Source organism: Klebsiella sp. 10 (assembly GCF_018223925.1).
Taxonomy (GTDB): domain Bacteria; phylum Pseudomonadota; class Gammaproteobacteria; order Enterobacterales; family Enterobacteriaceae; genus Klebsiella; species Klebsiella pneumoniae.
On record NZ_JAGRRB010000012.1, the window covers coordinates 192593 to 204845 of the forward strand.

Annotated in this window: 11 protein-coding genes; 7 read left to right on the plus strand and 4 right to left on the minus strand. The window is 58.7% G+C overall.

What is annotated here, in order from left to right:
• The first annotated feature begins 363 nt into the window (after window positions 1-363).
• The 5 genes from KHQ26_RS14425 to KHQ26_RS14445 are packed head-to-tail and all read left to right on the plus strand — an operon-like array spanning window position 364 to window position 5749.
• Window positions 364-2031: a propanediol/glycerol family dehydratase large subunit gene (locus KHQ26_RS14425; protein WP_002917676.1), complete on the plus strand. Its 1668-nt coding sequence runs from the start codon at window positions 364-366 to the stop codon at window positions 2029-2031.
• 12 nt (window positions 2032-2043) lie between these two features.
• Complete coding sequence (locus KHQ26_RS14430; protein WP_002917672.1) at window positions 2044-2628, plus strand: propanediol/glycerol family dehydratase medium subunit; 585 nt, start codon at window positions 2044-2046, stop codon at window positions 2626-2628.
• 2 nt (window positions 2629-2630) lie between these two features.
• Window positions 2631-3056 carry a glycerol dehydratase small subunit DhaB3 gene (locus KHQ26_RS14435; protein ID WP_002917670.1) on the plus strand — a complete coding sequence of 142 codons (426 nt, stop codon included), beginning with the start codon at window positions 2631-2633 and terminating at the stop codon, window positions 3054-3056.
• Window positions 3057-3068: 12 nt separating this feature from the next.
• Window positions 3069-4892, plus strand: coding sequence for a diol dehydratase reactivase subunit alpha (locus tag KHQ26_RS14440; protein WP_004174234.1), 1824 nt, complete (start codon window positions 3069-3071; stop codon window positions 4890-4892).
• A 53-nt stretch (window positions 4893-4945) separates the two neighbouring features.
• Complete coding sequence (locus KHQ26_RS14445) at window positions 4946-5749, plus strand: MIP/aquaporin family protein (RefSeq protein WP_002917658.1); 804 nt, start codon at window positions 4946-4948, stop codon at window positions 5747-5749.
• Between the two features lie 51 nt (window positions 5750-5800).
• Here KHQ26_RS14445 and hdeB read toward each other — a convergent pair whose 3' ends face one another.
• Together hdeB and KHQ26_RS14455 are read right to left on the minus strand one after the other, a co-directional pair.
• Window positions 5801-6106 carry an acid-activated periplasmic chaperone HdeB gene (hdeB, locus tag KHQ26_RS14450; protein ID WP_002917655.1) on the minus strand — a complete coding sequence of 102 codons (306 nt, stop codon included), beginning with the start codon at window positions 6104-6106 and terminating at the stop codon, window positions 5801-5803.
• Window positions 6107-6132: 26 nt separating this feature from the next.
• Window positions 6133-6708, minus strand: coding sequence for an HdeD family acid-resistance protein (locus KHQ26_RS14455; RefSeq protein WP_020803700.1), 576 nt, complete (start codon window positions 6706-6708; stop codon window positions 6133-6135).
• Window positions 6709-6948: 240 nt separating this feature from the next.
• Between KHQ26_RS14455 and KHQ26_RS14460 the strand changes: the two genes are divergently transcribed.
• Window positions 6949-7611 (plus strand): YfdX family protein, encoded by a 663-nt coding sequence (locus KHQ26_RS14460; RefSeq protein ID WP_004144810.1) that lies wholly within the window; start codon window positions 6949-6951, stop codon window positions 7609-7611.
• A gap of 90 nt (window positions 7612-7701) precedes the next feature.
• On the opposite strand, the gene KHQ26_RS14465 is transcribed toward KHQ26_RS14460, so the two are convergent.
• Both KHQ26_RS14465 and evgA read right to left on the minus strand, forming a co-directional pair.
• The gene (locus KHQ26_RS14465; protein ID WP_020803702.1) at window positions 7702-10944 is read right to left on the minus strand and encodes an ATP-binding protein; all 3243 of its coding nucleotides are present in this window, start codon (window positions 10942-10944) and stop codon (window positions 7702-7704) included.
• 4 nt (window positions 10945-10948) lie between these two features.
• On the minus strand, window positions 10949-11563 hold the full coding sequence (evgA, locus tag KHQ26_RS14470; protein WP_004174237.1) for an acid-sensing system DNA-binding response regulator EvgA: 615 nt from the start codon (window positions 11561-11563) through the stop codon (window positions 10949-10951).
• Between the two features lie 301 nt (window positions 11564-11864).
• On the opposite strand from evgA, the gene KHQ26_RS14475 reads away from it, so the two are divergent.
• Window positions 11865-12230, plus strand: a complete 366-nt coding sequence (locus tag KHQ26_RS14475; protein ID WP_004144804.1) for an HdeA/HdeB family chaperone — start codon at window positions 11865-11867, stop codon at window positions 12228-12230.
• Window positions 12231-12253: the final 23 nt, after the last annotated feature.

Genomic DNA, 12253 nt, shown 5'->3' on the forward strand with positions numbered 1-12253 from the left:
GATAGTCAAAAACGATCACCAGACGGTTGGTTTACTTTATTTTTGTCAGCGTTATTTTGTCGCCCGCCATGATTTAGTCAATAGGGTTAAAATAGCGTCGGTAAAACGTAATTAAGGGCGTTTTTTATTAATTGATTTATATCATTGCGGGCGATCACATTTTTTATTTTTGCCGGCGGAGTAAAGTTTCATAGTGAAACTGTCGGTAGATTTCGTGTGCCAAATTGAAACGAAATTAAATTTATTTTTTTCACCACTGGCTCATTTAAAGTTCCGCTATTGCCGGTAATGGCCGGGCGGCAACGACGCTGGCCCGGCGTATTCGCTACCGTCTGCGGATTTCACCTTTTGAGCCGATGAACAATGAAAAGATCAAAACGATTTGCAGTACTGGCCCAGCGCCCCGTCAATCAGGACGGGCTGATTGGCGAGTGGCCTGAAGAGGGGCTGATCGCCATGGACAGCCCCTTTGACCCGGTCTCTTCAGTAAAAGTGGACAACGGTCTGATCGTCGAGCTGGACGGCAAACGCCGGGACCAGTTTGACATGATCGACCGGTTTATCGCCGATTACGCGATCAACGTTGAGCGCACAGAGCAGGCAATGCGCCTGGAGGCGGTGGAAATAGCCCGCATGCTGGTGGATATTCACGTCAGCCGGGAGGAGATCATTGCCATCACTACCGCCATCACGCCGGCCAAAGCGGTCGAGGTGATGGCGCAGATGAACGTGGTGGAGATGATGATGGCGCTGCAGAAGATGCGTGCCCGCCGGACCCCCTCCAACCAGTGCCACGTCACCAATCTCAAAGATAATCCGGTGCAGATTGCCGCTGACGCCGCCGAGGCCGGGATCCGCGGCTTCTCAGAACAGGAGACCACGGTCGGTATCGCGCGCTACGCGCCGTTTAACGCCCTGGCGCTGTTGGTCGGTTCGCAGTGCGGCCGCCCCGGCGTGTTGACGCAGTGCTCGGTGGAAGAGGCCACCGAGCTGGAGCTGGGCATGCGTGGCTTAACCAGCTACGCCGAGACGGTGTCGGTCTACGGCACGGAAGCGGTATTTACCGACGGCGATGATACTCCGTGGTCAAAGGCGTTCCTCGCTTCGGCCTACGCCTCCCGCGGGTTGAAAATGCGCTACACCTCCGGCACCGGATCCGAAGCGCTGATGGGCTATTCGGAGAGCAAGTCGATGCTCTACCTCGAATCGCGCTGCATCTTCATTACCAAAGGCGCCGGGGTTCAGGGGCTGCAAAACGGCGCGGTGAGCTGTATCGGCATGACCGGCGCTGTGCCGTCGGGCATTCGGGCGGTGCTGGCGGAAAACCTGATCGCCTCTATGCTCGACCTCGAAGTGGCGTCCGCCAACGACCAGACTTTCTCCCACTCGGATATTCGCCGCACCGCGCGCACCCTGATGCAGATGCTGCCGGGCACCGACTTTATTTTCTCCGGCTACAGCGCGGTGCCGAACTACGACAACATGTTCGCCGGCTCGAACTTCGATGCGGAAGATTTTGATGATTACAACATCCTGCAGCGTGACCTGATGGTTGACGGCGGCCTGCGTCCGGTGACCGAGGCGGAAACCATTGCCATTCGCCAGAAAGCGGCGCGGGCGATCCAGGCGGTTTTCCGCGAGCTGGGGCTGCCGCCAATCGCCGACGAGGAGGTGGAGGCCGCCACCTACGCGCACGGCAGCAACGAGATGCCGCCGCGTAACGTGGTGGAGGATCTGAGTGCGGTGGAAGAGATGATGAAGCGCAACATCACCGGCCTCGATATTGTCGGCGCGCTGAGCCGCAGCGGCTTTGAGGATATCGCCAGCAATATTCTCAATATGCTGCGCCAGCGGGTCACCGGCGATTACCTGCAGACCTCGGCCATTCTCGATCGGCAGTTCGAGGTGGTGAGTGCGGTCAACGACATCAATGACTATCAGGGGCCGGGCACCGGCTATCGCATCTCTGCCGAACGCTGGGCGGAGATCAAAAATATTCCGGGCGTGGTTCAGCCCGACACCATTGAATAAGGCGGTATTCCTGTGCAACAGACAACCCAAATTCAGCCCTCTTTTACCCTGAAAACCCGCGAGGGCGGGGTAGCTTCTGCCGATGAACGCGCCGATGAAGTGGTGATCGGCGTCGGCCCTGCCTTCGATAAACACCAGCATCACACTCTGATCGATATGCCCCATGGCGCGATCCTCAAAGAGCTGATTGCCGGGGTGGAAGAAGAGGGGCTTCACGCCCGGGTGGTGCGCATTCTGCGCACGTCCGACGTCTCCTTTATGGCCTGGGATGCGGCCAACCTGAGCGGCTCGGGGATCGGCATCGGTATCCAGTCGAAGGGGACCACGGTCATCCATCAGCGCGATCTGCTGCCGCTCAGCAACCTGGAGCTGTTCTCCCAGGCGCCGCTGCTGACGCTGGAGACCTACCGGCAGATTGGCAAAAACGCCGCGCGCTATGCGCGCAAAGAGTCACCTTCGCCGGTGCCGGTGGTGAACGATCAGATGGTGCGGCCGAAATTTATGGCCAAAGCCGCGCTATTTCATATCAAAGAGACCAAACATGTGGTGCAGGACGCCGAGCCCGTCACCCTGCACGTCGACTTAGTAAGGGAGTGACCATGAGCGAGAAAACCATGCGCGTGCAGGATTATCCGTTAGCCACCCGCTGCCCGGAGCATATCCTGACGCCTACCGGTAAACCATTGACCGATATTACCCTCGAGAAGGTGCTCTCTGGCGAGGTGGGCCCGCAGGATGTGCGGATCTCCCGCCAGACCCTTGAGTACCAGGCGCAGATTGCCGAGCAGATGCAGCGCCATGCGGTGGCGCGCAATTTCCGCCGCGCGGCGGAGCTTATCGCCATTCCTGACGAGCGCATTCTGGCTATCTATAACGCGCTGCGCCCGTTCCGCTCCTCGCAGGCGGAGCTGCTGGCGATCGCCGACGAGCTGGAGCACACCTGGCATGCGACAGTGAATGCCGCCTTTGTCCGGGAGTCGGCGGAAGTGTATCAGCAGCGGCATAAGCTGCGTAAAGGAAGCTAAGCGGAGGTCAGCATGCCGTTAATAGCCGGGATTGATATCGGCAACGCCACCACCGAGGTGGCGCTGGCGTCCGACGACCCGCAGGCGAGGGCGTTTGTTGCCAGCGGGATCGTCGCGACGACGGGCATGAAAGGGACGCGGGACAATATCGCCGGGACCCTCGCCGCGCTGGAGCAGGCCCTGGCGAAAACACCGTGGTCGATGAGCGATGTCTCTCGCATCTATCTTAACGAAGCCGCGCCGGTGATTGGCGATGTGGCGATGGAGACCATCACCGAGACCATTATCACCGAATCGACCATGATCGGTCATAACCCGCAGACGCCGGGCGGGGTGGGCGTTGGCGTGGGGACGACTATCGCCCTCGGGCGGCTGGCGACGCTGCCGGCGGCGCAGTATGCCGAGGGGTGGATCGTACTGATTGACGACGCCGTCGATTTCCTTGACGCCGTGTGGTGGCTCAATGAGGCGCTCGACCGGGGGATCAACGTGGTGGCGGCGATCCTCAAAAAGGACGACGGCGTGCTGGTGAACAACCGCCTGCGTAAAACCCTGCCGGTGGTAGATGAAGTGACGCTGCTGGAGCAGGTCCCCGAGGGGGTAATGGCGGCGGTGGAAGTGGCCGCGCCGGGCCAGGTGGTGCGGATCCTGTCGAATCCCTACGGGATCGCCACCTTCTTCGGGCTAAGCCCGGAAGAGACCCAGGCCATCGTCCCCATCGCCCGCGCCCTGATTGGCAACCGTTCAGCGGTGGTGCTCAAGACCCCGCAGGGGGACGTGCAGTCGCGGGTGATCCCGGCGGGCAACCTCTACATTAGCGGCGAAAAGCGCCGCGGAGAGGCCGATGTCGCCGAGGGCGCGGAAGCCATCATGCAGGCGATGAGCGCCTGCGCTCCGGTACGCGACATCCGCGGCGAACCGGGCACTCACGCCGGCGGCATGCTTGAGCGGGTGCGCAAGGTAATGGCGTCCCTGACCGACCATGAGATGAGCGCGATATACATCCAGGATCTGCTGGCGGTGGATACGTTTATTCCGCGCAAGGTGCAGGGCGGGATGGCCGGCGAGTGCGCCATGGAAAATGCCGTCGGGATGGCGGCGATGGTGAAAGCGGATCGTCTGCAAATGCAGGTTATCGCCCGCGAACTGAGCGCCCGACTGCAGACCGAGGTGGTGGTGGGCGGCGTGGAGGCCAACATGGCCATCGCCGGGGCGTTAACCACTCCCGGCTGTGCGGCGCCGCTGGCGATCCTCGACCTCGGCGCCGGCTCGACGGATGCGGCGATCGTCAACGCGGAGGGGCAGATAACGGCGGTCCATCTCGCCGGGGCGGGGAATATGGTCAGCCTGTTGATTAAAACCGAGCTGGGCCTCGAGGATCTTTCGCTGGCGGAAGCGATAAAAAAATACCCGCTGGCCAAAGTGGAAAGCCTGTTCAGTATTCGTCACGAGAATGGCGCGGTGGAGTTCTTTCGGGAAGCCCTCAGCCCGGCGGTGTTCGCCAAAGTGGTGTACATCAAGGAGGGCGAACTGGTGCCGATCGATAACGCCAGCCCGCTGGAAAAAATTCGTCTCGTGCGCCGGCAGGCGAAAGAGAAAGTGTTTGTCACCAACTGCCTGCGCGCGCTGCGCCAGGTCTCACCCGGCGGTTCCATTCGCGATATCGCCTTTGTGGTGCTGGTGGGCGGCTCATCGCTGGACTTTGAGATCCCGCAGCTTATCACGGAAGCCTTGTCGCACTATGGCGTGGTCGCCGGGCAGGGCAATATTCGGGGAACAGAAGGGCCGCGCAATGCGGTCGCCACCGGGCTGCTACTGGCCGGTCAGGCGAATTAAACGGGCGCTCGCGCCAGCCTCTCTCTTTAACGTGCTATTTCAGGATGCCGATAATGAACCAGACTTCTACCTTAACCGGGCAGTGCGTGGCCGAGTTTCTTGGCACCGGATTGCTCATTTTCTTCGGCGCGGGCTGCGTCGCTGCGCTGCGGGTCGCCGGGGCCAGCTTTGGTCAGTGGGAGATCAGTATTATCTGGGGCCTTGGCGTCGCCATGGCCATCTACCTGACGGCCGGTGTCTCCGGCGCGCACCTTAATCCGGCGGTGACCATTGCCCTGTGGCTGTTCGCCTGTTTTGAACGCCGCAAGGTGCTGCCGTTTATTGTTGCCCAGACGGCCGGGGCCTTCTGCGCCGCCGCGCTGGTGTATGGGCTCTATCGCCAGCTGTTTCTCGATCTTGAACAGAGTCAGCATATCGTGCGCGGCACTGCCGCCAGTCTTAACCTGGCCGGGGTCTTTTCCACGTACCCGCATCCACATATCACTTTTATACAAGCGTTTGCCGTGGAGACCACCATCACGGCAATCCTGATGGCGATGATCATGGCCCTGACCGACGACGGCAACGGAATTCCGCGCGGGCCGCTGGCGCCGTTGCTGATTGGCTTGCTGATCGCCGTGATCGGCGCGTCGATGGGGCCGCTAACCGGCTTTGCGCTGAATCCGGCGCGCGACTTCGGCCCAAAACTGTTTACCAGTCTGGCCGGGTGGGGCTCGATCGCCTTTACCGGTGGGCTGGCGATCCCTTACTTTCTGGTGCCGCTGCTGGCGCCGGTGGTGGGGGCGATTATCGGGGCGTTTTTGTATCGCAAGCTTATCGGCCGCCATCTGCCGTGCGAATGCGGTATCGATGAGTAAAGCGGGACCCGCCGCAGCGCGGCGGGTTTCCCCGGCCTGATGCCGGGGGGGTTATTTTTTGATGACCGCGCTGAGATCGCCAAGTTTAGCGGCGGGGTTCTTGTGGCACTCCTGCAGCATTTTCGGTACCGAAACGGTCTCGACTTCATGCCAGTCAACATAGTCGCCGCCGCTAAAGTCGGTGTTGCGATTCACTACCCAGAAGGCCACCGGGGTCATGCTTTTTGGGTTCATATCCATAAATTCCTGACAGGTCATATTCTGCGGCGTGGTTTCCTCAACCGCGAACGCCGGGCTGGTCATCAGACAGAATGTGGTAGCCGCCACGGTCAATACGAGTGCTTTAGGTAAATTCATTTTCTTCTCCAGTGTCAAAATAGAGCTTAAGCCTGAGCGTGCTTCATTTTATTGCGCAGGACCAACAAGCCGGTGGCGCTAAATATCATTTCAACGCCGATAAAGGCGGTAATAAATAACCAGCTTTGCTGCGGGTTCATGGCCAGCCACAGGCAGGCGATAAGTAAATCCAACAGGCCGATAAAAATATTCCAGCCAGCGCCGCTTTGTTTGCGGGTTTGACATCCGTTAACGATGCGGGAAATACCGCCGAGAACAAATAAAAAGCCAAATAAAATGGCCAGACTGCTCATACCGTTGAGAGGATTGACGACAAAGCTCAGGCCGAGCACGATCCAGGCGATGGCGAAGATCAGCGCCACCAGGCGTGATTTCCAGTGCTGCTGGCGGAAGACAATCAGGCTGTACAGCGAATAGAAGCCGCAGATCATCAATAACATGCCGGTTACTGTGGCGAGATACCAGCCGGCGACCAACGGCCAGGCCAGACAACAGGCTCCGCAGATAAACAGCAATACCGCCATCAGGCAGGCATGCCGTTTATATCGAATGAAGACGCGTGGGCTAAACGCATTTAAGGTGTAATGGCTAAACATAAACATAATTGCTCCGCAGATCCCGGTTGGCGGCCTGACGCTGAATAAAAAGCGTGAGGATTTATTCAGCGGGCCAAAAGAAAGGTCTGAGGAAAATAGTAGGCCGCGCGATCGGCAGGCGTAAATAAGAGCGCCGAGGCCACTTTATACGCCTGGTCTGACAGCTGTCAGACCAGGCCCGCAATATTACTTCCGGGCTCTGATTCTCAATGCCCACGATATTTTTTAAGCTGGCTGCGTTTGGTGATGCTTACCGATTTTAATCAGGAGTCAACGATGAAAAAAGTCATTCTGGCGAGCCTGCTGGCAACCATGATGAGTACCTCTCCGGTATGGGCAACAGATAGCGCGACGGCAGCGCCAGCCGCGGCAGCCACGACGCAGGTACAGAAAGAAGCCGCCGATGTGCTGCAGGTGGCGGTGCAGGGCGCGAATGCGATGCGCGACATCCAGTTCGCCCGTCTGGCGCTGTTCCATGGCCAGCCGGATAGCGCCAAAAAACTGACAGACGACGCCGCCGCGCTGCTGGCCGCCGATGATGCCAGCTGGGCGAAGTTTGTGAAAACTGATGCTAAAGCCAAAATGATCGCCGATCGCTATGTGATCATTAACGCCTCTATCGCCCTGTCTGAAGACTATGTGGCCACGCCGGAAAAAGAGAGCGCTATCCAATCCGCCAACGAAAAGCTGGCGAAAGGCGATCAGAAAGGAGCTATCGATACCCTGCGCCTGGCCGGTATTGGCGTGATTGAGAACCAGTATCTGATGCCGCTTAACCAGACCCGTAAGGCGGTAGCGCAGGCGCAAGAACTGCTGAAAGCCGGTAAATATTACGAAGCGAATCTGGTGCTGAAGGGCGCTGAAGAGGGCATTGTGGTGGATAGCGAGATGCTGGTGGCAGGCAACTGATACTTGTTCCACCCTGAGAGAGCGCAGAGGAAAAAACTGACAAGGATGTCCCCTTAACGCTCGGGCAGGCGGACTGCCCGAGCGGAACGGCTAGCGGCCGATCAGGGCGTCGATTTCGCCATCGATCTCGCGCATGACGCCGGTGATGCGCTGTACCACCTCCAGACAGCTTGCCGGCGTCAGCGAATCAGGCCGCTTTGCCTCAAAAGGGGCGCACAGTTGTTGTAGCGCAGTAATCCCCAGAATTTGTGCTGAACCGTGCAGGCGGTGCAGCGCCCGCAGAAAGGTCTGCGGCTCATGCCGGGCGATTGCCTGTCCGGCAGCCTGTAAATCCGCGGCCGACGCATCGCGGAACGTCTCCAGCATCTCATTCATCAGCGCCTGGTCTCCCCCCGTATTCTCGCTCAGCACGCTGAGCTTCAGGTGCCGGGTAGCGTGAGGTGATGCGCGGCCCACCGCTAAACGGCTGAGCTCATGACTCAGCGTCTGGACCGACACCGGCTTAAACAGACACATATTCATGCCGCTGGCCAGACACGCCTCCCGCGACTGCGGCAGCGCGCTGGCAGTCACGCCCCAAATTACCAGGCCCGGATAGCGACGGCGTAGCGAGGCCGCCAGCGCCAGGCCATCTTTCTTCGGCATATTGAGGTCCGTTATCAGCAGATCGTAATGTTTGCTGGCGAGCTTATTCTCTGCCTCTTCACCGTCGCAGGCTTCATCGACGCTATAGCCGATAGTGCTGAGCTGGCGCTTGAGCAGTAGCCGGTTGGTGGGGTGATCGTCCGCTATCAGTATCGCCAGCCCGGGTAGAGCCTGCGGTCTGGCGGGCGACGCCTGCGGCGCGTGGATCGCGCAGCGGCTCGCCTTGACCGGCAGCGTGATGGTGAAAGTGGTCCCCACGCCCGGACGGCTGACCATCTCCAGGCGACCCTGCATCAGCGCAACCAGCTCTTTGCAAATGACCAGCCCCAGTCCGGAGCCGGTCTGCTGTCGTCCCTGGCGCGCCTGGGCATAGCGGTGGAAGAGGGTGGCCTGCTCTGCTTCACTGATCCCGCAGCCGCTGTCGCTAACCATGAGGGCCAGCTCTCCCTGTGTCTCATTCGCCGGCGTCAGCCGGCAGGAGACCTGAATTGCGCCTTCGACGGTAAACTTCAGCGCATTGCCGATGAGATTATTGAGGATTTGCCGTAGCGCCTGCGGGTCGACCCACAGCATGGTCCCTTCCTGCAGCGCGTTATGGTAGTGCAGATCGATGCCCTTTTGCTGCGCCAGCGCGTCGAAGGTATGACACTGCTGCGACACTAACTGTGCGACATCGCTCCACTGCGGGGTAACTTGGTATTTTCCCGATTCAATCTTGTCGATATCAAGAATATTGCCGATAAGTCCCAGCAGGGTTTGCGCCGTCGACCCCGCCAGCTCGATCGCCTCTTTACGCTGGCCGACGTTCAGCTCAGGTTTCGCCAGCAGCTCCAGAAAGCCGACGATGGCGCTCACCGGCGTGCGCAGCTCGTGGCTCATGCTGGCCAGAAAGCGGCTCTTGGCTTTTGTCGCCTGAATCGCTTTGTCTTTTTCGCGCTCCAGCGCACAGGAGAGGGCCTCCTTCTGCGCCAGCTCCTCCTCGAGCCGCTGCTGGGAGTCTTTACGTTTGCGCACTTCCCGACACAGGGAGAGTCCCCAGCCGAGGCTGATGGCGATCAGCACCAGCGCAAAGGCGATCAGCTGGTAAAACTGGCGGCTGTACTGGCTCCAGTTCTCTATTTGCTGACTGGAGATTTTCGACCACTTCTCGGTCATCTGCAGAATATCCCGTGGCGGAATAACCTGCAGCGCTTTGTTAAGAATGGCGGCCAGCACCGGTTCATCGCGCGGGATGGCCAGCCGAATGGCCGCGACGGGGAGTCCATCAATGCGGGTGTAGTGCAGACCCTGTGGATAGTAGTGGTCGATCATATAGCGGGCGGAAAGCTCCGAGGCTACGGCGGCATCCACTTCGCCTTCCTCTACCATCTTCATGGCGACGCCAACGTTATCCGTTTCCACCCAGTTAATCAGCGGAAAACGCGCTTTCAGATCATGGGCGGCGATAGGCCCGACCGGCAGGGCGATCCGCGCCGAGCGCGTCAGCAGATGCTGATCGGGGGCGCTGCCGCGGGCGACCAGCACAAAGGCCACGTTAATGAGCGGATCGCTGAGGGTGACGTAGGCCTGCGGCTGTGGGGTCAGGGTGGCGGCGGGCATGATCGCCCAGTCCTCTTTTTCCATGCGCTTTGCCAGAGCCTGACGGTTGCGCACCAGAATAGGGTCAAACTGCAGGCCGGTCTGGAGTGAGACAATATTCAGCATATCGGCCATGATGCCGCGCAGTTCATCCTCGTTATCCACCAGGGTAAATGGCGGAAAATAGGGGTTCACCAGCAGGCGGACGCGACGATGCTTCTGCAGCCAGCGCTGCTCTTCGGGGCTAAAGGTAAGCGGGGTATTGAGAAACGACAGATCGCCACGGTTGAGCCAGTTTTGCATGATCCGCATCGCGGTGTCGCTGTCGACGGCATGGATAAAACGGTCGAGGAGTTGATGCAGCTCTGGCCGATCGTCACGGGTGACAAAGCGGTTGTGTTGCTCCTGCTGACGAAAATAGTGCGCGATAACCAGCGATTGCGAGAAATATTTCGAGATGCAGTGGCCAGTGGTGATGTTGTTGCCGATAAAATACTGATTCTCGCCGCTGACCACCGAGGCGAGAGCCTGATAGTCGCTATCATAAAGGGTGATTTTGGCGTTGGGAAACGCCTGCTGAATAATATCGAAAAAAGCGCAATCGCGGGTGCAGGCCAGCGTGACGCGGCGGTCAGTGGTCAGCGGCGGCAGAGGGGATTTCAGCGAGGTGACCAGCGTCGGCCAGGTTTTAAGCAGCGGCGCGGATTGATCCAGGCCCGGGGCGAGCGCATCCCGGTGCGCCACCTGAGTGAGCAGGGTATCCACCTGGCGGTCGGCCAGGGCGGTGAGCGCCTGCTGCTCGGTGTCATACTGGCGGATAATCACCTTCAGTCCGAGGCTGTGCGCCATCAGCGCCAGATAGTCGGCGTTAATGCCCTGATAACTTTTCTCGTCGCCGTCATAGACGATGGGCGTCCTCTCGGGAAGCCAGGTCCCGACGGTCAGCGTCGGCTGCGCCGCCAGCCATGCTTTCTCCTTACCGCTAAGCGGGATATCGATCGCCGCGATATGAGAATGGCTCTTCAGCTCCAGCTGTTTCATGGCATACGCGGCAGGCGAGAGGCTGAGCGCCAGCCCGACAACGACGGATAAAATAAGACGAACCGCCATGCCATCACCCTATTTTATTGCGTTGCGCAAAGTCATATAGCTCAAGCAGGGTGCTGCAGCCTAATTTATCCATCAGACGGACCTTATAGGTACTTACCGTTTTATTGCTGATGTTCATTTTGCTGCCGATGGTGGTGTAGTCGACGCCGCTGAGAATATAGCGGAACACCTTCATCTCCTGCGTTGACAGCGTATCCAGCCGGTCCTGATCGGTGATGCCGTGGGTGCAGAAGCGTTCCAGTGAAAAGGGGAAATAGCTGTAGCCATTATTGGCTGCGTCGATTGCGGCGAGGATATTATTCATTCCCTCTTTTTTACTCACAAAACCATTTGCTCCGCAGTCGGCGCTGCGTTTGCCGTAGAACAGTTCATTCTTAGCGGAAATGATGATGATTGTTCCCTGGTAGCGGCGTTTGCGCAGCTGCTCCAGCACCTCGATACCGCTGAGCTCCGGAATATCGACGTCGACGATGAGCAGGTCAGGCTGCATGCTTTCCGCGGTCTGCACGGCATGAGCGCCGCTGTCGAGCTCTGCCGCGACGGTAATACCGTTGCTGTCGAGAAGGTTGCGAATGGCGATACGTGCCAATGGATGATCGTCAATGATTATCGCATTCATGGGGGCGTAAATCCTGATATGAAAAAAGAAGGGCGATGCCTGGTGCAGGTGCGGCGGGGGTTATTTTTATCGATGCCGTTATAAGGCGTAATTGTAACACAAATCGTTTTGGGCCAGGGAAATATTGTGGAGCTGAGCCAGACGAATATATTTGCATAGCTGGATGACAGCTGTAGGAACGGGCGTTCACTTGCTTCAGCGCGGTCTGCTGTTAAAAAAAATGCAAACGATTAATCTGCTCTTATTAAGGCGAGTTCTCGGGAATATCGTCCGGCGACAACTGGCAGGTAAAATAATAACAATGGCGAAAGAAAAACGCGCCTTCTGGCGAAAATGGGTTTGGAAACATCTAATGGCAGGAATAACAGTACTGGCAATGAGTAGCGCCGCGGTGGGAAAGGATGTCGTCCCCGATGAGGCGCGGACCCGAGATATGATGCGCTGTCAGGATTATCTGCAACTGGATCCGCGCGCCTGGACGCCGATGGTGATTTGGCTGATGAACGATCCTTTTTCACTGGAGCCGCCGGAGTGGACCGACTTCCATGAAGCCGAGCTGGTGCTGACGCCGATCCTCACCGAAATCTGCCGTCAGGAGCCGGATGTCTGGCTCACCTCGCTGCGGGAACGGCTCAATTCTTATCAGCAGGTGCGGTCGCTGAACTAAGCGACCGCGGTAAAACGGCAGAA

Bases quoted from the DNA above. Each gene is read 5' to 3' on its own strand.
- KHQ26_RS14445 (WP_002917658.1), top strand. From the start codon at position 4,946: ATGAACCAGACTTCTACCTTAACCGGGCAGTGCGTGGCCGAGTTTCTT.
- KHQ26_RS14460 (WP_004144810.1), top strand. From the start codon at position 6,949: ATGCTTACCGATTTTAATCAGGAGTCAACGATGAAAAAAGTCATTCTG.
- KHQ26_RS14475 (WP_004144804.1), top strand. From the start codon at position 11,865: ATGGCGAAAGAAAAACGCGCCTTCTGGCGAAAATGGGTTTGGAAACAT.
- KHQ26_RS14440 (WP_004174234.1), top strand. From the start codon at position 3,069: ATGCCGTTAATAGCCGGGATTGATATCGGCAACGCCACCACCGAGGTG.
- KHQ26_RS14425 (WP_002917676.1), top strand. From the start codon at position 364: ATGAAAAGATCAAAACGATTTGCAGTACTGGCCCAGCGCCCCGTCAAT.
- KHQ26_RS14435 (WP_002917670.1), top strand. From the start codon at position 2,631: ATGAGCGAGAAAACCATGCGCGTGCAGGATTATCCGTTAGCCACCCGC.
- KHQ26_RS14465 (WP_020803702.1), bottom strand. From the start codon at position 10,944: ATGGCGGTTCGTCTTATTTTATCCGTCGTTGTCGGGCTGGCGCTCAGC.
- KHQ26_RS14455 (WP_020803700.1), bottom strand. From the start codon at position 6,708: ATGTTTATGTTTAGCCATTACACCTTAAATGCGTTTAGCCCACGCGTC.
- evgA (WP_004174237.1), bottom strand. From the start codon at position 11,563: ATGAATGCGATAATCATTGACGATCATCCATTGGCACGTATCGCCATT.
- hdeB (WP_002917655.1), bottom strand. From the start codon at position 6,106: ATGAATTTACCTAAAGCACTCGTATTGACCGTGGCGGCTACCACATTC.